Annotated in this window: 16 protein-coding genes and 1 tRNA gene; 3 read left to right on the forward strand and 14 right to left on the reverse strand. The window is 23.1% G+C overall.

Annotation, left to right across the window (positions count from 1 at the left end):
• The first annotated feature begins 206 nt into the window (after positions 1-206).
• Positions 207-713, forward strand: coding sequence for a ferritin (locus ACZ5EC_RS05135; protein WP_464303882.1), 507 nt, complete (start codon positions 207-209; stop codon positions 711-713).
• A gap of 270 nt (positions 714-983) precedes the next feature.
• Positions 984-1,625 carry a peroxiredoxin gene (locus ACZ5EC_RS05140; protein ID WP_464303883.1) on the forward strand — a complete coding sequence of 214 codons (642 nt, stop codon included), beginning with the start codon at positions 984-986 and terminating at the stop codon, positions 1,623-1,625.
• 190 nt (positions 1,626-1,815) lie between these two features.
• Here ACZ5EC_RS05140 and ACZ5EC_RS05145 read toward each other — a convergent pair.
• The 14 genes from ACZ5EC_RS05145 to ACZ5EC_RS05210 form a co-directional block, all read right to left on the reverse strand.
• Positions 1,816-1,889, reverse strand: a tRNA-Arg gene (locus ACZ5EC_RS05145).
• A gap of 68 nt (positions 1,890-1,957) precedes the next feature.
• A complete protein-coding gene (locus ACZ5EC_RS05150) occupies positions 1,958-2,854 on the reverse strand; it encodes an HAD-IA family hydrolase (RefSeq protein WP_464303884.1) in 897 nt (298 codons plus the stop codon).
• A gap of 190 nt (positions 2,855-3,044) precedes the next feature.
• Positions 3,045-4,049, reverse strand: a complete 1,005-nt coding sequence (locus ACZ5EC_RS05155; RefSeq protein WP_464303885.1) for an SDR family oxidoreductase — start codon at positions 4,047-4,049, stop codon at positions 3,045-3,047.
• A gap of 261 nt (positions 4,050-4,310) precedes the next feature.
• Positions 4,311-4,940: a TetR/AcrR family transcriptional regulator gene (locus tag ACZ5EC_RS05160; RefSeq protein WP_464303886.1), complete on the reverse strand. Its 630-nt coding sequence runs from the start codon at positions 4,938-4,940 to the stop codon at positions 4,311-4,313.
• Between the two features lie 163 nt (positions 4,941-5,103).
• On the reverse strand, positions 5,104-5,499 hold the full coding sequence (locus tag ACZ5EC_RS05165; RefSeq protein ID WP_464303887.1) for a DUF7670 domain-containing protein: 396 nt from the start codon (positions 5,497-5,499) through the stop codon (positions 5,104-5,106).
• A gap of 2 nt (positions 5,500-5,501) precedes the next feature.
• Positions 5,502-6,398: a DUF1848 domain-containing protein gene (locus ACZ5EC_RS05170; protein WP_464303888.1), complete on the reverse strand. Its 897-nt coding sequence runs from the start codon at positions 6,396-6,398 to the stop codon at positions 5,502-5,504.
• A 103-nt stretch (positions 6,399-6,501) separates the two neighbouring features.
• Complete coding sequence (locus tag ACZ5EC_RS05175) at positions 6,502-8,208, reverse strand: dynamin family protein (protein WP_464303889.1); 1,707 nt, start codon at positions 8,206-8,208, stop codon at positions 6,502-6,504.
• 313 nt (positions 8,209-8,521) lie between these two features.
• Complete coding sequence (locus ACZ5EC_RS05180; RefSeq protein WP_464303890.1) at positions 8,522-9,454, reverse strand: metallophosphoesterase family protein; 933 nt, start codon at positions 9,452-9,454, stop codon at positions 8,522-8,524.
• 343 nt (positions 9,455-9,797) lie between these two features.
• Positions 9,798-10,847, reverse strand: coding sequence for an ACR3 family arsenite efflux transporter (arsB, locus tag ACZ5EC_RS05185; RefSeq protein ID WP_464303891.1), 1,050 nt, complete (start codon positions 10,845-10,847; stop codon positions 9,798-9,800).
• Positions 10,848-10,957: 110 nt separating this feature from the next.
• Positions 10,958-11,272: a thioredoxin family protein gene (locus ACZ5EC_RS05190; protein WP_464303892.1), complete on the reverse strand. Its 315-nt coding sequence runs from the start codon at positions 11,270-11,272 to the stop codon at positions 10,958-10,960.
• Positions 11,273-11,433: 161 nt separating this feature from the next.
• Complete coding sequence (locus ACZ5EC_RS05195) at positions 11,434-12,483, reverse strand: permease (protein WP_464303893.1); 1,050 nt, start codon at positions 12,481-12,483, stop codon at positions 11,434-11,436.
• 135 nt (positions 12,484-12,618) lie between these two features.
• A complete protein-coding gene (locus ACZ5EC_RS05200) occupies positions 12,619-12,987 on the reverse strand; it encodes an ArsR/SmtB family transcription factor (protein WP_464303894.1) in 369 nt (122 codons plus the stop codon).
• Positions 12,988-13,455: 468 nt separating this feature from the next.
• The gene (locus tag ACZ5EC_RS05205; RefSeq protein WP_464303895.1) at positions 13,456-14,580 is read right to left on the reverse strand and encodes a hypothetical protein; all 1,125 of its coding nucleotides are present in this window, start codon (positions 14,578-14,580) and stop codon (positions 13,456-13,458) included.
• Positions 14,581-14,709: 129 nt separating this feature from the next.
• Complete coding sequence (locus ACZ5EC_RS05210; protein ID WP_464303896.1) at positions 14,710-16,170, reverse strand: MFS transporter; 1,461 nt, start codon at positions 16,168-16,170, stop codon at positions 14,710-14,712.
• A gap of 316 nt (positions 16,171-16,486) precedes the next feature.
• Between ACZ5EC_RS05210 and pyk the strand changes: the two genes are divergently transcribed.
• A complete protein-coding gene (gene pyk / locus ACZ5EC_RS05215; RefSeq protein ID WP_464303897.1) occupies positions 16,487-18,268 on the forward strand; it encodes a pyruvate kinase in 1,782 nt (593 codons plus the stop codon).
• The last annotated feature ends 167 nt before the right edge of the window (positions 18,269-18,435 follow it).

Genomic DNA, 18,435 nt, shown 5'->3' on the forward strand with positions numbered 1-18,435 from the left:
CCTGTAACATCCTGAATATTTGCTAAACAGCCTGATATATAGATTTAAGATGGATAAAATCAAAATTCTTAATTAAGTCTTTAAAAAGACAAGGAGATTTCTATTTGTATTTTATCCATTAAACACATACTATATTTATTATCCCTAATATTATTAGGTTGTCAATAGTACTTTTATTTTTAATATATTATACGAGGAGGATTTTTATGAATAAAAAAATGGAAAAAGCACTAATGAAACAAATTAATGAGGAAATGTTTTCTGCATACCTATATTTGCAGATGTCAGCATATTTTGAAAGCATTGGATTAAAAGGCTTTGCAAATTGGATGATGGTTCAATACAAAGAAGAAACAGATCATGCAATGAAAATTTATAGATATCTACTTTCAAGAGGATGTGAAATTGAGCTTTTTGAAATCGTTAAACCTCAAAATAAATGGGAATCCCCATTGCATTCTTTTGAAGAAACTTTAAAACATGAACAACATATAACAAAATGTATAAACGACCTTGTTGATATTGCTGAAGAGGTAAAAGATAGAGCAACTTATAATTTTTTACAATGGTATATTGATGAACAGGTTGAAGAAGAAGAAAATGATAGAGAAATCATAGACAAATTAAAACTAATAGGTGATAGTAAAAATGCACTATTTATGATTGATAAAGAACTGGCTACGAGACAATATACACCTTTAATACAGGAATAATAGAATATTGAATCCTTAGTTTTACTATAAAAAAATGTAAACAATAATCACAAAAATATATTAAGGATTAATATAAAAAATAAATAATAGCTATTATATAAAAATGTAATGTAAAAAAAATAAAGGTTATGTAAATAACAATGTATAAATAAAAATATAAAATATAAGAATATTAATATGTAATTTAATTATTATTATTTTCAATAATAATTAAAATTAATAATAAAATTTTAAAAATAAAATTAAAATAATTTAGAAAAGGAGGACGCTATGATAAACATAGGTCAAAAATTTCCAGAAGTTAGAATCAATACTACACATGGTATGATGAATTTGCCTGAGGTATTTTCAGGTAAATGGTTTGTTTTATTCTCCCATCCAGCTGATTTTACGCCTGTATGTACCACAGAATTTTATGGGATGCAAATAAGATTAAAACAATTTAAAGAATTAGGTGCTGAAGTTATTGGGTTAAGTATAGACCAGGTATTTTCTCATCTTAAATGGACAGAATGGATAGAGCAAAACTTAAAACAAAAAATTGAATTTCCTATTATTGCTGATGATAGGGGACTTTTAGCTGAAAAATTAGGTATGATACCTGAAGGTGGAAGCAGTACAGCTAGAGCTGTTTTTATTGTTGATCCAAAAGGGATTGTAAGAGCAATTGTTTACTATCCTGCTGAAGTTGGTAGAGATTGGGATGAAATTTTAAGAGCATTAAAAGCTTTACAAATCAGTGATAAAAACAAAGTTGCAATGCCTCATAAATGGCCAAATAATGAACTAATTAAAGATAGAGTTATAGTTCCACCTGCAGGCAGTGTTGATGCAATTAAACAAAGAGAAGAACAAAAAGCTAAAGGTGAAATCGAATGTTATGATTGGTGGCTATGCCATAAAAAACTTTAATCAAGTTATTAATCTAAACAAAAGAACAATTCATTTTTAGGTAATATTTTATTTACAATAATGTATTTTAAAAATAAAATATATTATAATTAGAAATAAAATAAATTATAAAAAGTAAATAAAAATGAATTTGGTGTACATAATTTCAAAATATAATAGAGGGGGCTAAAAAATTGGCCCCCTTTATTATTACCCCCGAGACGACTTGAACGTCCGACCCGCAGTTTAGGAAACTGCTGCTCTATCCTGCTGAGCTACGGGGGTGTCTTCATATCGATTCAAAATTAACAAAAAATTACCATTTGTCAATAAATGTAAATATTATAATTTAATTATAATTTAATTTCCAATACTTTTTCTACACAATCAAAATTATCACATATATAATCAGGAATAATTTCATTTGTTGAGTTTTCTTGATATTTGTAAGTTTGATTTTTCATATAATTTTTAGAATTATCACTTTTTACAATACTCTTATTTTTAAAATCAACCAGACATGTATCAATTTCAAAATTTTTCCCACCAGTTATATCAGACGAAATACTATCCCCGATTATTATCATATTTTTTTTATCAATGATTTTCTTTATATCATTCTGGTTTATAATTTTATTTTCAATCATTTTTTCAATACTTATTTTAAAAATTTCTTTATCAGGTTTAGCTACACCTAATTCTTCTGAAATAGCTATAAAATCAAAATACTTATCTATTTTTGAAATATTTATCCTGGAATGCTGAACTTCTGCAAGTCCATTTGTTAAAAGAACATATATGGGAAATCCATTATTTTTTTGTTTATATTTTTTTAAATTTTCTAAAAATTTTTTAGCACCTTTTATATATTTAGAAGAATTAGATAAATATGCTAAATAAATATCATTTGCATATAAAGGGTCAAAATCAATACCGATAGTTTTAAATAATGATTTAAATCTTGTCCTTTTTAAAGTATCAATATCAATTAATTTTTTTTCAAGTTTTTTCCAGGCTTCTTTGTTACCCTCTTCATATACTTCAAAAAGATAATCAAAAGAATAATTGAAAAAAATATCTTTCTTTAATATTTCATTGTCAAATCTTATTTCAACTTTTGAATTATTTTTACCAACATTATTTTCAATAAAAGCAAATGTCATTTTTAAAGAATCTTTTGCTGATTTATCAAAATCAAAAAGTGTACCATCTGCATCTATAAATATAATATTATATTTTAGTTTTTTCATTTTCTCCACCAATTTGTTTTTTATTTAATTTATAAAAGTTATTCTTTTAAAAGGACATATTTAATAGCTAAATTTCAAACAACTTTTTTTAAATTGAAAAATTTAATAATTCACTAAAAAAGTTTATAGATAAATTATAAATTTTCAATTGAAATCTATATATGTATATTATTTAAACTTTTTTAAATTTCTAAAATCGCATCAATGATAAATTTTGAAATAGCCTATTATTATCATTAAACCATTTTACAGTATCTTTTAAGGTTATATCCAGCGGTCTTGGATTATAATTCAACTCATTTTTTGCAAGTTTGTTTGAAATATTTGAATTACTGTTTAAAATATAAATTGATTCAAAAGTTACTAATGGTGTCTTTTTTGTAAAAAATGAACCTATTATATTAAATAATGCATAAACATACATTAACTTTGAATTAATTGTAATCTTTGGTGGATTTTTACCTACCAACAAACTTACTTTGTCGATTAAATCTGATATTTTTATTCTATTTCCAGACAAAACATAATGCTGACCAGTTTTTCCCTTTTTTGCTGCAAGTATTATTCCTTCAGCAACATCTCGAACATCAACAAAATCATATGCCCCAGTTAATTTAACAGGAAATTTACCATTTATTATACTTAAAATTAAATTTCCCATTTGAGATGGTTTATAATCATAAGGTCCAATTATTCCTGTTGGACAAACCACTACAGCATTTAATCCCTGTTTTACTGCTTTAAATACTTCTAGTGTTGCTTTAGCTTTTGAAAATCCATAATCTCCAATCGCTTTTATTGGATTAATTTCAGTTTTTTCATTAATAATACCTTTTTTTTGATCTTTTAAAGCATGTATAGAACTAACATAAACAAGCTTTTTTATCCCATTAATTTTACATGCTTTAATAACATTTTTAGTTCCTACAACATTAACCTTTTCTAATATTTTTTTCATTCCTGGTTTTGTTGAAATTATACCTGCAAGATGATAAACAATATCAACACCTTCAAATGCAAGTTTTATACTTTCTATATCAGTAATATCACCATATATCTTTTCTACTGGAAGGTCTTTTATAGGTTCAAGATTTTCACCAGGACAGATAAATGCTCTAACAATTTCCCCTTTTGATATTAATTTTCTAATTAAAACATTTCCAAGGTGTCCTGTTGAACCAGTAACAATAACCATATTTACTCCCCTTATTTTTTTAATCTATAAATAATTTTTCAATATATTTCTTATTTTCTTTATTTTTTAAATAATATTTTTTTTAGATACAATATTTCTTTAAATACTATATATTTTTTAAATAATAGATGTTTTTTAAATGCTATATATATTTTTTAAATTTTTATATTTTTTTGATTTTTAATTACTTTAAATATTATTTCTTATTTAAGTCATAGGAATTAGAAATTTTAAAAAACAAAATTATTGTATTATAAACAATTATAATATTAAAAATGTTTTAACAATATCTATCATCATCTGGATATATTTATCATCAAACTTTAATTGATTATCAATATTCATTCTTTTCCAGTATATATCTCCAAAACCCCATAACATCATAAGCATAATTTCTACTTTCTTTTCATCATAGGGAAGATTTATTTTTTCTAACCCCCCAATGATAAATTCTTTAACCTTATTAATACCAATGGTATAAACCCTAAAAATTTCATTTTTAATTTCTTTATCATCAACTTCTGAAAAGGCTTTATAAAGAATAGTATAATAAGAATTAATCTCATTCTGGAATTTAAAAAAAGTTTTCCCAATAGTTTTAAGATTTTCTTCCAAAGTTTTTTCTTCAGAAACATCTTTTAAAATAGTTTGTAAAAGTTTGTTATTTACATACTTAATTGTTTCTATAAAAATCTCTTTTTTATTTTTAAAATAACGATATAAAGTACCTTCAGCAACATTGGCTTTTTTAGCAATTTCAGAAGTTTTCATATTATAGTAATTACTTTTTTCCAATATTTTTGAAGCAGATTTAATAATTTTTTCTTTTTTATCATTATTTGAATCAGTTAAATCATTGTATATATCTTTCTTGGTTTTATTTTTAGACATTTTTTCACCTTGATAATAATTATATTAATAATGAGTGATTGCTCACTCATTATTAATATAATATATTTATAAAAAAAATCAACTTTTTTTATAAAAATTATATAATTTAAGTTGTTGAACTAGCAAATAGTTTAACTGATAGTATTATAAAATTTTTTTTGCATTATTCATCTTTTAATTTCTTACTACTTAATACAAACAATATTCCTGGTGTTATTACAATCAAAAAAATTATATATGGTATAAGCGACCTTGGGAAATTTTTAAAAAGAGGTGTCTGAAAAAATAAAACTATTAACATGATTAATTGAAAAATTATTGTTAAAATTCCACCTAAATATTCCCATTTCCATGCTAATATTAGACCAATTGTGCTAAGAGATATAAGTATAGGGGGCAAATATTCAATGAAAGTTCCATTACTAACCATATATTGATCTACTGATTTATTAGTTGCAATGTCCCATAGATTGCCAATAAATATTAATAAAACTATAAAGATAATTGGAATGCTCCATATTCTAGCTATCCATTTTAATCTTTTTGATATTTTTAACATCTTTATCTCCTCTCATATATTTTATCATTTCCACTAATCTTACCATAAAGTAAAGGGGAATTGACATCATGCAAAGAATAATTGTCTAAAACCCTTTTTCTATCAAAATTTGCATAACAATATAGACAGTTATACAAACATGTATTATAAGCCCCAATGTCAACACTTTCAATACAACCACAAGCACTTCTTTGATATCGATCTTTTTTAGCATTAATCTTTTTTCCAGTTATTTTTTCAACTAGCTCTCTATTTATACAACTTCCGTGGGTTATTCCAAACTCATTAAAATCTTGTTCTTCACTGCATGTTTCTATTTTTAAATTGTATAATTTTCCAATTTTTGATATTTCTTTTATTAGTTCTAATTTTAAACTTTTATCAGGAATTATATATTTAACATCTTTCATATTTTTTTTAGTTTTTTTATAATAAGTTACAAAACTAATAATACATTTTGTGGTAAATCCTGATAATTTTTCTGCTATATTTCTAAAATTATTTATATGATAATCTAAATCTATAAAATCTGTAAAAAGTATTGGATCATATCGCCATACAACTTTTTCTTTTCCTATTAAAAAAGATAAATTTCTGAAGACATCAATTGTTTCCTCTAATGGTGGAACATATTTTTCTATTTTTGGACCATATCCTGTTATTGTATATAAAAAATAATATTTATAATCTTTTAAATATTTTAATTTTTTTATCAGGGGTTTAGGGTATTTAGACCAGAAAACAATAATATCAATAATATCTGGATTTATAGGAATTTTACTTACCATATGGAAATTAAATGGGTTTCTGACATAAACAAAACCCTGTTTCACTCTATTAATAAACCATTGAGAATAAAAAGCAGGAATATCAGTTCTTCGGCTAACACTTAAAATCATACATATTATATATTATAATCTTAAAGAATTAAATAATCAAATAAGTTTTAGAATAATGAATAATAAAAAAATTGACAAATATTCAGATAATAAACTATTAAATTTAAAATAATCTATTTAATTGCTTTTTTATTTTTGAAATATTTGAATCCAATACATTAACTTTACTTTCTTCATTATCAACTATTACAAAAAAATCTTTAAAACCTGTTTTTAAAATATCAATGTTTTTTTCAAATTCTTTTTTTAAATTGTTATCAATAATGTTATTGGTTTTTTCAATAAATATTTTAAGTTGTTTATCAATTTTCTTGCTTACTTTTTTTCTATTTATTTTAATACCCTTAGAAGCTAAAAATATTCCAAAAAAAGAAAAAAATAACCCTGAACCAAGAGCAATTAAACCTGGCACAACAGCAATCATAACTATAGATAAAATAGCAATTGCTGTACCACCATAAAGCATTGATGAAAAATTTTCCACACGTTCATTAATCGATAGGTAGTTAATTGCTTCTAATCTTTCAAAATCATTTTTAAAGTTTTCAAAAAATTCTAATAATTCATTTTTATTAAAAGTCTCGGAAGTTAAAGAAGGTTTCATTGCTTTGAATTCTTTTGCAAACTCTATATTATTAACAATCTTATCTAATTTTTTAAGTTCGACATAATAATAGTTTGTAAAATATTTGAAAAAAGAAGTTATTTCATTTTTTATATAATTTTTAACTTTTTCTTCAAATGAAGAAACAAAAATTTTAACCCTATTTTTTAATTTTTTATTTTTATTAAAAAAACCCACTATACTTTTAGATGCAATTTCACTATGAGTAAACATCTCTTCAAAATCATCTAATAAATTCTTTTTTTCATTTACAATATAAGTTTCAATATTGTTTTTTAGTTCAACAATTCTATTTTCAAGTTCAGTTTCTAATTTATCTATTATCTTGATAATTTCTTGTTTTTGTTTGTTATGAATATTAAAATCTTTCAATAATATCTCATAATCATAATTAATCATTTCAAAAACTTTTTTTGAAAAATTTAACATTGATTTATATTTTAATCTTAATTTTTTCTTATTTTCAAGATTATCTTTAATATATTGTTTTAACTCTGTAAACCCACTTTTTTTAATCTCGTTATTTAAGTATAATTTTGTAGATACTGGAAATATTATTGATTTCAAACCAGCTTTATTAATTAATTTTTCAACTTCTTTAATATGTATATTTAATTCTTCTTTATCAACTTTATCTATTTTATTAATAATTACAATTATCTCTCTTTTCCAATTATTTGCAACATACTTTAAAAAGTCCCAGGAAGAATGTGTATAAATATTATCAATAGAAAAAACTATGAAAACAAGATCACTGGCTGGAATAAACTCTTCTGTAATCTCTTGATGTTTTTTTATTATTGAATTTGTTCCTGGTGTATCTACTATTGTAATATTTTTTAAAACAGGATAGTTTAATCCAACTTTTACAAAGTATTTAGATTCTATATCAATTTTTTTATCATGATTATAATAAATCAAATAAATTTTGTCTGTAGTAGGAACTACATCAACATCTAAAACATTTTCACCCAATATTGCATTTATAAGAGAACTTTTTCCTGCATTTACTTCTCCTGCAACTGTTAATAAAAAAGAATACTCTTTCTTTTCAATATAGTTTTCAAATTTATTTATAAGATCTTTATTATTGATTAATTTAGAAAGATCTAGTAAATTGTTAAGAATCTCTTTAACATTTTCAATATATTCAGATATTTTTTCATCTATTATATTTTCAAACATTATATTATTCCTGATTTGATAACTTTTATCCATCTATTTTTTTTACTATTGCATTTTTTTTAATTTATAACAACATATATATTTTTCTAAAATTATATTTTTATTTTAAAATAATGTTTTTTTAAAAATAATATTTTTCTAAATTTTATTCAATAAAAAATAATATAAATTATCAAAACTAAATAAGTTATAATTCTAAAATTGTAACTTATTTACACATTTTTATTGATATAACCCACACTTTATTATTGATATTGTTAATATAAATTATTTTAAATTAATACAAGTAATAACACAAAATATAATTTTTATATTATTTAATATTTACTGCTACTTTACAATTTTTTATTTCAATTTCATCTATTATATTTAAATTTATATCAAAAACTTTTAAAATAGTTTTATCCCCTATATCCTGCATAATTACAAAATGATAAACAGGAAGATATTTCAAAGAATATTTACTGTTTCTAGTTTGATTATATAAAGGAGCTCCACCCCCTCCTGTTGTTATAAAATATGTATTTTTATATTTTGATTTCTCATAGCAATGATCATGCCCGGAAAAAACTATTTTTATTCCATACTTCTCTATTAAAGGTAGTAATATTGGCTTTAATTTTTTTTCATCTTCAGGATGCCTTCCAGTTGAAAACAAAGGATGATGAAATAATAAAACAACTTGTTTATATCTACTTTTCTTTGATTGTTTATCAATGCTATTTTCTAGTACATTAACCAACCAACTATACTGTTCTGAATTTTTATCCATTTTTACATTACTATCTAACAAAACAAAAAGATAATCTTTTACAACTATTTTATACCAGCCTTTTCCATTGTTAAAATTAAATCTTTCATAAAAATATTTTGCTTCATTTTCATGATTACCTGCTACTGGATAGTATGGGAAAAGTGCTCTTAAATTTTTAGTTATGTTATCAAATTGTTTCCATTGATTTTTATTATTTCCATTATGAACTAAATCCCCGGTATTGAAAACAGCTAAAGGGTTAAATTTAGCAATCAACTTAACAATTCTTTTATGAATATCATATCCATTTCTTGTATCCCCATAAATAGCAATGCAATTATTTATATAAGAAGAAAAATCAAAGGCAATATTAGAAATATTTTTTAGTTCAAAATCCTGATTTACACTTTGATGAAATGCACAGGATAGCAATACTAAAAAAATTAAAATAAAAATTAAAAAATATAATTTAAATCTAATTTTATGGTTCATTGTTATTCCAGAGATATTTTTTAATTCCTTTTAAATAAATCTTTATAAATCTTAAATTAAATCAAATATATCTATATTAAACTAAATAAATATATATTAAATTGAAACTAAATATATTTTATAATCTTTTACCATTTATTCAATGAAAAGTTTTAAGCCTTTAAAGAGCAGTTTTATAATAATTTTAAAAAGTTAGAAACTTTTGATAAATATTAATACAGAAGATTAAAAATTAAGAAAAATAAGGGCTAAAATATATTATTTAAATCTATAAAAAAATAGCTAATAAATTTGTAAAAAAACTAAAACAATTCTTTAATTAAATAAAGAGTTTTTTAAAATATTATTCATAGTCAAATACAAAATAATTCTTTGTACTATTTGCTATTTTAACTAAAGATAACATAACTGGAACTTCAACTAAAACTCCAACAATAGTAGCTAATACTACTGGAGAATTTTGCCCAAAAACAGAAATTGCAACTGCAACTGATAATTCAAAAAAATTGGAAGCCCCTATCATACCAGCAGGTGCAGAAATATTATGAGGAATTTTCAATTTATATGCAAAAAAATATGTTATAAAAAATATAAAAAATGTTTGAATTATTAACGGAATTGAGATTAAAAATATATGTAAAGGATTTTTTAAAATCACATCACCCTGAAATGAAAAAATTAGAATAAGAGTTAACAAAAGTCCACCTACAGTTATATTATCAAACTTATGTATAAAGATATTATTGAAAAATTCAATGCCCTTTCTTTTAACAATAATAATTCTTGTTGTAATTCCACTAACTAATGGAATTAAGACAAAAATAATAACTGAAAAAAACAATGTATTCCATGGAATACTGATACCACTTATACCCAATAAAAAACCAACTATCGGAACAAAAGCAAATAGTATTATCAAATCATTGGTTGCAACCTGAACAACAGTATAAGCAGCATTTCCATCCGTTAAATAACTCCAAACAAAAACCATAGCTGTACATGGTGCTGCTCCCAATAAAATCGCTCCAGCAAGATAATCATTTGAAAGTGTATCTTGAATAATGTTTTTAAATATAATTTTAAAAAATAAATAAGAAATCAAATACATTGAAAATGGTTTAATCAACCAATTAGAAATCCAGGTAACAAATAACCCTTTTGGTGCTTTCCCTACGTTTTTAATGCTCAGAAAGTCCACTTTTAACATCATTGGGTATATCATTAACCAGATTAATATGGCAATTTGTATTGATACATTTGCATATTCAAATTTGTTTAAAGTTTCAGGAATAATTTTTAGATATCTTCCTATCAGTATCCCTGCTATCATGCAGAAAATAACCCATAGAGTAAGATATTCTTCAAAAAAAGATAGTTTTTTCCTATTCTTCATACACACCCTCATATTTAATTATATTATAGATATTTTTAATAATATTATATATTAAATTCTTTTAGTTTTTAAAATTTAAGAATAATTCACATCTTATATTCTAAAATTAATTAAATTTTTATTCCCAGATGTTCCTCAATTATTTGTTCAAAAGCTTCTTTAGGAATAAAACCAACATGATTACCTATCAATCTACCATCTTTATCATAAAAAAATTGTGAAGGAATAGACATAACACCTAAATTTCTTGCCAGTTCTAAATGTTCATTAACATTTAAAATCAAAATATTTAATTTACCTTCATATTCTTTTGCTATCTCTTCTAATACTGGTTTTATCATTTTACAGGGAACACATGTATCTGAACCAAAATCAACAATTAATGGTAACCCCTCTTTTAATTTTTCTTCAATTATATTTGACATAAAACTCTCCTCTACTTTTTTAGTTTTTTATTTTAAAAAGTTGTTTGTATTATTTTTGTATCTTTTTATTTTCAATAAATTATTTTTATCTTTTTTTATTATTTTATTTATATTTTATAAGTTTTAATTTTATAATTTGCACAAAACAAAATAATTATAATTTAAAACAAATACCCATAAATCATTCCAGTTAATGAAGCCATTACTATAACCAGGCCAATATAAGTAATTGCTTTTTTCCATCCCATAATCTTGCTAATAACTATCATATTTGGTAAACTTAATGAAGGACCTGCTAATAATAACGCTAAAGTTGGACCTTTTGCCATACCCAATTCAGATAAAGCTTTAACAATTGGTATTTCTGTAAGGGTTGCAAAATACGAAAAAGCTCCAACTACTGATGCTAAAATGTTGGAAACAAAACTGTTATTACCAACCCATTTTGCTATAAATTCTGGTGGAACAAAAAATTTTATAATACCAGCTAAAAATACACCTACTAAAAGTAAAGGAAAAATTTGCTTAAAAAAATCCCATGTAGATATCATCCACATTTTAAATTCATATTTAGTAAAATATTTAATAGTCATAAATATTATTATTATTAAAGTAAATGCTAATAATAACCATTTTTTAGAGGATGCAAAAATTAAAATCAGTATAAGATCAATAAAAAAAATTATATTTATCAATTCTGACCTTCTCTCTTTTATTTTTATTGTTGATGCAAAAGAAACATTATTATTTTGTTTTTCTCTGTTTTTTTTATCATGATTTATAAATATAACGCTCATAATTAATCCAATTACAATTGAAAAACTAACAGCGCCAATTACTCTTGCTATTCCCAATTCAAAACCAAGAAGTTTTGCAGTATAAGTGATTGCTAAAATATTTATTGCTGGACCTGAATATAGAAAAGCTATAGCAGGTCCAATTCCAGCACCTCTTTTATATATTCCTGAAAACAATGGAAGTATTGTACATGAACATATTGCTAGTACAACACCTGAAATTGAAGCAATCGAATAAGAAATAATTTTTTTTACATTAGATCCAAAATATTTTAAAACCTTATCTTCTGAAATAAAGATTGTAATTGCACCTGCTATGAAAAATGCTGGTACTAAACATGTTATAACATGTGCTGATAAATAATCTGTTAATGAGAACCAGCCTGCTTTCAATACTTCATAAATAATTTGCATAATGTTAATCCTTAATTTTATTTATATTTATAAATATAAAGAATTCTTTATATGTTCTTTTTAAAAAAAACTTTTTTAACCGTAAATATAAGTTAAATTAAAAATTTTTAACAAAATACAGCAATGTTAGTTATATTAATTTTCATCTTTTTTCTTATACTCAACAGTACAGGAAATATTTGCATTTTCCATTATTTCAATATCTTTCAAAAAAATTTTATCATTAAAATATATGTTAAAAAATTTAAATAAATAGTTAAGATTAGAAGCATTTGAAATTCTATAATAATACCATTTACCTTCTTTCCTGAAATCAATTAAATTTGCACATTTTAATATTCTTAGATGTCTTGAAATTCTGGGTTCTGACATATTAAGTACATTTTGAATTTCGCAAACACACAATTCTCTATTTAATAATATATTTAAAATCCTTAATCTTGTTTCATCAGCAATTGCTTTAGTAATCTTCAAAAGATTTTTAAAAGTATACACCTTTTCCATTTTTTATTTAATACCTTTTTAATGTTATTTTTACTATTTTTATTTATATTTTTTTTTAATTTTTATATATATCATGTTTTATTTTCTTTTTAGTAATTGTACCAATTATTAGCATTCAATAATCGTATAAAACTAAATTAAACTTTTTAAAAAATAAGTATATTATTTTAAACAATTAAACAATCTTTTATTCTTAAATTATTCTTCAGCAAAGCCTAATTTCATAATGTAATAAAATTAATAACAATAATAATATAACTGACTAAAAAATATTTTTAAAATCCAAAAAAAATCATCATATAAACATTTCTTTATATGATGGTCAAATTAATAAAGATTTATATTTTTTTGTCAACTTTTTTTTCTGCTATTTTTCTTTAATAATTCAATTATTAAACTTTTTTTAATTATTATAATTTTAATAATTTAATGTTAAAAATTTCTTTTAACTTTTTTATTTGATTTAATCTATATTTTAAGTTCATAAATTCTATAAGTTTTATATTTTATTCCACCTAATTTTTCTGCATCCCTTCTCATTGGATAATTTGTCTCCCCTATAGTTGAGCCTTCAGCATATTTTAACCCATTTTTATAACCATTGTAAAAAAGCTGGATATATAAGGAATGTGAAACACCCTTTTTTCTATATTCTGGTATTACAAACATCACAAATGACCTTCCTGTATCAATTTTTTTTCTATATTTTAGAACTTTAAAAATATTCCATGGGAATAACTTTCCATTAAGTTTTTTCAACACCTGATTAAAATCCAACATGCTTAAATTAAACCCAATGGGTTCACCTTTTTCATTTCTTGCTATTAACACATATTCTGGTACAACAAAAGGTTTTAATTCTTTTGCCATTTTTTTTATTTCTGAAATATCAGGAGGTATTAAATCAGGCCATTGTTCAGGCATAGCTTTTTCAACTATAGTTTTTATGTCATATAGGTCTTTTTCAAGATTTTTCATATTTATAGGATAAATTTCAAATGCATATTTCTTTTTTGCATATTTTAAAATTTTTAAATATCGTTCAAAATCAATTTTAGAAATATCATATCTATATGCATATAAATCAATATATTTTTTAAATCCATAATTTTCAAAAAAACTTTGATAGTATTTCATGTTGTAAATATTTAAAAAAACTGGTGGATATTCATGTCCTTCTATTAGACAACCTCTGTATTCATCCCCATTTGTAGGAGATATAGGTCCTCTAACAAGATTCATTCCTGATTTTTTTAAGTATTTTAAACTTTCATCAAAAAGCAATTTTGCTACTTCATAATCATTTATTGATTCAAAAAGTGTTATATATCCCTCTTTAAATCCCTTTTTATTGTTTAATTCATTATTTATACCAGCAGCGATTCTGCCAACAACTTTGTTATTTTTATAAACTAAAAACAGTTTATGTACCCCTTTTTTCCATAAAACATTTTTATCTGGATAGACAATTTTTTTAACTTCTGATTTTAATAAAGGAACAAAATTATTTTCATTTTTATATAAGTCATACTGAAAATTTATAAACTCATTCCATAATTTTTTTGTATTTGCTTCTTTAATAATTAATCTCAAAATATTCCCCTCATTAAAAATAATCTTTTTAGATTTTTTTTATTAAAATCTTTTTTAATATTTTTCTTTTAAATATAACTATTAATTAAAAAATTAATTATTAATTAAAAATTCATATTATTTTAAAAACTAATCAGTCTCCACATTTAATTTCTTTTTTTGTTTAAGAAGGTTTAAAATTTTACTATGTTTTTGTTTTGTTATAGGATAAAAATATGCAGAAATAATTGCCAAAATTATAAGAATGGAGGTTAATCCTCCTGTTAAAAATCTTATACCAATTAATGCTGATTTTTTTTGAACTGCATTTGGAACATAACCTGATATTTTTAAAATAAATCCAATAAATAACATTGCTGCTGAGGATGATAATTGCTGCATAAATGAAATTACACCATTAAAAATACCTTCCCTTCTTTGCCCTGTTTTTAGTTCATCATATTCTATAACATCAGGAATCATTGCCCAGGGAATAACATGAGCACAGGCAACACCAAAACCACTTAAAAAAGCTAAGAAATAAACAATAAAATATGATTTAACATTAATTATAGAAAAGATAGCTAAAATAATTGCAAGTGATCCCATTCCAATTGTAAAAGATTTTTTCTTACCAATGGTTTTTGAAATTTTGACCCAGAATGGTAAGAATATTATTGCAGTAATAAATATAGATCCCAAAATTACAGAAGTAAGTTTTTCATTATTTAATACATATTTGATATAATAGATTAATGTTGCAGATACAACTGCAACCATCATCCATGTAAAAAGATATATTAGCATTACCCAAATAAAAGGACGATTTTTAAATATACCTTTGATTAATATTTTATAATTATCAAATTGTATTTTAAAACCTTTATTATTAGTTTTATTAATATTAGATCTATTTTCAAGTTCAATTTCACTTTTATTAATATCATTTTTCTTTAATTTTTTCTTATTAAAATCATTTGTAAAATTGTTATTCATAACTTTACTTGAATAATAATGATTTTTAGTAATTATAAAATTACTTAAAGCAGAAAAAAACGATGGGATAGCAATCACCAATCCCATAATAAAAAATCCAAACCTTTTAGATGAAAAACCATTAACTATAAGCATGGGAACTACAGCTACCAACAAACTTCCAATAATAGAGAAAAACATTCTATATGCTGTCATTGAAGTTCTTTCATCATAATCATTTTCAAGTTCAGCAGAAAGTGTATTATAAGGAATTTGAATAAGACTTGCAAAAGTAACATACAAAGGGTAAATCAATAAAACATAAATTATTTTTAAATTATTTGTAAAAGGATTGAGCCATAACAGTATAAATGTTAAGGCATAAGGAAATGAAAAAAACAAAAAAAAAGGTGCTCTTCTACCCCATTTTGATTTTGTTGAATCTGAGATTGTACCTATAAATGGATCAATTATAGCATCCCATATTTTTACTAAAAAAAGGATTGTTCCAGCAATCGCTGGATCAATCTTAACAATATCAGTTAAATAAAATAAAAAATAAAATCCAATAGTAGTATATGTAAGACTGTTTCCTAGATCTCCAAAACCATATAACAATTTCTCTGATGCTCTCATTTAATTTCCTTTTGAATAATTTTTTGCTTTTATCAAATATTTTAATAAATATACAATAATTTTAATAAATATAAACATATTTTTTATTGATTAAACAATTATAGATTAAAAACAAAAAATGTTATTTTTAATTAAAAATAAATTTGTTGTTTATAGACAATAAATTAATAAAAAGTTTTAAATTTTATAAATTGATTTTTTTTTATTTAAGTATAAAATTAAATTATTAATATTTGGAAATATTAAAATATCTATTATAATATTATGCAACAAATTAACAAAAAATATTAAATAAAAAATTAAGCAGGAGAAAGAAATGGAAAAAATCTTAAAAAAAACAAAAATAGTTTGTACATTAGGCCCTGCTTCAAGTGACAAAGAAACTATTATTAAATTAATAAACAATGGTATGAATGTAGCTCGAATAAATTTTTCCCACTCATCTCCTGAAAAATCAAAGGGTTTGATTAAACTTTTAAAAGAAATAAGAGAGGAATTAGAAGTCCCACTTTCTATAATGCTCGATACAAAAGGCCCAGAAGTAAGATTATATGGATATGAAAATCCTATACCAATAAAAAAAGACTATATAATTACAATAAAATCTTATTTAAAAAATGACATAGAAACTATAAAATCAGAAGAAAAAAATGTTGTTTTTACCAACCTACCAGATATTGGAAAGCTTGTAAACATTGGTAAAAAAGTATTATTAATGGATGGCTTTATTGAAGGAACAATAATAGAGAAAAATGAACAGGAAAACTTTATTAAAGTCAAAATTTTTAACAATGGTGATTTAAGGAAAAGAGCTCATCTAACTTTACCTCATATTGATTATCCATTACCTTTTTTATCAGAAAAAGATAAAAGAGACATTAAATTTGCAGTTGAAAATGATCTTGAATATATTGCTCTTTCATTTGTAAAATCTGCAGATGACCTTTATCAGGTTAGAGAACTAATTATTGATACAAAAAAAGATTCTAAAATTAAATTGATTTCAAAAATTGAAAATAAGAAAGCAATAGATAATATGGATGATATTATTGAACACAGCGATGGAATAATGGTAGCCAGAGGTGATTTGGGTGTGGAGTTAGATCTAGAAGAAGTACCAATTATTCAAAAGAAATTAATTTCAAAATGTTACCTTTCAGGAAAACCTGTTATTACAGCAACACAAATGCTTGAATCAATGATTGAGAATCCAATACCTACCAGAGCTGAAACCTCTGATGTTGCAAATGCTGTATTTGATAAAACTTCTGCAGTTATGCTTTCTGGTGAAACTGCAATTGGAAAATATCCTGATTTAGTTGTAAATACTATGTCTAGAATTATAAAAAAAGTTGAAGAATCATTAAACTACATTGACTTCTTATATAGAAGAAGAAGTTTAAAAGAAAAAAAAGAAATTACTTCAATTATTTCATTTAATGCACTTTCTACAGCTTATCAATCTGATGCAAAAGCTATAGCTGTTTTTACAAAAAGTGGCTATACTGCCAGAATGATCTCCAGGTTAAGACCTGGATTACCTTTATATGTTTTTACCTATGATAAATTTGTATACAACCAACTCGCTTTAAATTGGGGTATTATTCCATTTCTTATAGAAAAAGAGAACAATTTTGAAAAACTTATTCAGAACATAAAAGATTTTTTTGAAAAGAAAAATCTTTTAAATAAAGGAGAACTTGTTGTTTTTGTAGCTGGTTTACCTCTTGGTAAAACAGGTACAACCAATATGATTAGACTGGAAACTATTGGTAAAGCAAGAATAATCGGAAAATCTCTTAATAGTATATCTTCAAAAGGTCAGGTCATAAAAATTGATAATATGAATGATATCAAAAATAAAAATATATACAAAAAAGTTATTATTTTAAATGATTTTCAAGATAGTTTCATACCATATTTGAAATATGCAGCTGGCATAATAACTGAATCAGAAAACTATGATGCTGATTTAAAAGTATTATCTTTAGCATATAATATTCCAATAATTACAGGGACTATTGGTGTTAATGATATATTGGATGAAGGAAGTTTTGTTGAAATAAATGGTAAAGAAGGGATGATTATAGAAATATAATAAATAATAAAATAGAATTAGAAAAATATTACAATAATAATAATTTTCTATTAATTCAATATAAATAACAATAAACTAAATAACAAATTGATAAATTTAATATAAATAATTACTTAAACAACTCTATAAATAACTATATAAATATAATTATCTATTATAGAAAGGAA

It is taken from the genome of Exilispira thermophila, assembly GCF_055389015.1.

What these genes read in the sequence shown, in the direction of transcription:
- ACZ5EC_RS05135 (WP_464303882.1), top strand. Translation starts at nt 207, where the DNA reads ATGAATAAAAAAATGGAAAAAGCACTAATGAAACAAATTAATGAGGAA.
- ACZ5EC_RS05140 (WP_464303883.1), top strand. Translation starts at nt 984, where the DNA reads ATGATAAACATAGGTCAAAAATTTCCAGAAGTTAGAATCAATACTACA.
- ACZ5EC_RS05150 (WP_464303884.1), bottom strand. Translation starts at nt 2,854, where the DNA reads ATGAAAAAACTAAAATATAATATTATATTTATAGATGCAGATGGTACA.
- ACZ5EC_RS05155 (WP_464303885.1), bottom strand. Translation starts at nt 4,049, where the DNA reads ATGGTTATTGTTACTGGTTCAACAGGACACCTTGGAAATGTTTTAATT.
- ACZ5EC_RS05160 (WP_464303886.1), bottom strand. Translation starts at nt 4,940, where the DNA reads ATGTCTAAAAATAAAACCAAGAAAGATATATACAATGATTTAACTGAT.
- ACZ5EC_RS05165 (WP_464303887.1), bottom strand. Translation starts at nt 5,499, where the DNA reads ATGTTAAAAATATCAAAAAGATTAAAATGGATAGCTAGAATATGGAGC.
- ACZ5EC_RS05170 (WP_464303888.1), bottom strand. Translation starts at nt 6,398, where the DNA reads ATGATTTTAAGTGTTAGCCGAAGAACTGATATTCCTGCTTTTTATTCT.
- ACZ5EC_RS05175 (WP_464303889.1), bottom strand. Translation starts at nt 8,208, where the DNA reads ATGTTTGAAAATATAATAGATGAAAAAATATCTGAATATATTGAAAAT.
- ACZ5EC_RS05180 (WP_464303890.1), bottom strand. Translation starts at nt 9,454, where the DNA reads ATGAACCATAAAATTAGATTTAAATTATATTTTTTAATTTTTATTTTA.
- arsB (WP_464303891.1), bottom strand. Translation starts at nt 10,847, where the DNA reads ATGAAGAATAGGAAAAAACTATCTTTTTTTGAAGAATATCTTACTCTA.
- ACZ5EC_RS05190 (WP_464303892.1), bottom strand. Translation starts at nt 11,272, where the DNA reads ATGTCAAATATAATTGAAGAAAAATTAAAAGAGGGGTTACCATTAATT.
- ACZ5EC_RS05195 (WP_464303893.1), bottom strand. Translation starts at nt 12,483, where the DNA reads ATGCAAATTATTTATGAAGTATTGAAAGCAGGCTGGTTCTCATTAACA.
- ACZ5EC_RS05200 (WP_464303894.1), bottom strand. Translation starts at nt 12,987, where the DNA reads ATGGAAAAGGTGTATACTTTTAAAAATCTTTTGAAGATTACTAAAGCA.
- ACZ5EC_RS05210 (WP_464303896.1), bottom strand. Translation starts at nt 16,170, where the DNA reads ATGAGAGCATCAGAGAAATTGTTATATGGTTTTGGAGATCTAGGAAAC.
- pyk (WP_464303897.1), top strand. Translation starts at nt 16,487, where the DNA reads ATGGAAAAAATCTTAAAAAAAACAAAAATAGTTTGTACATTAGGCCCT.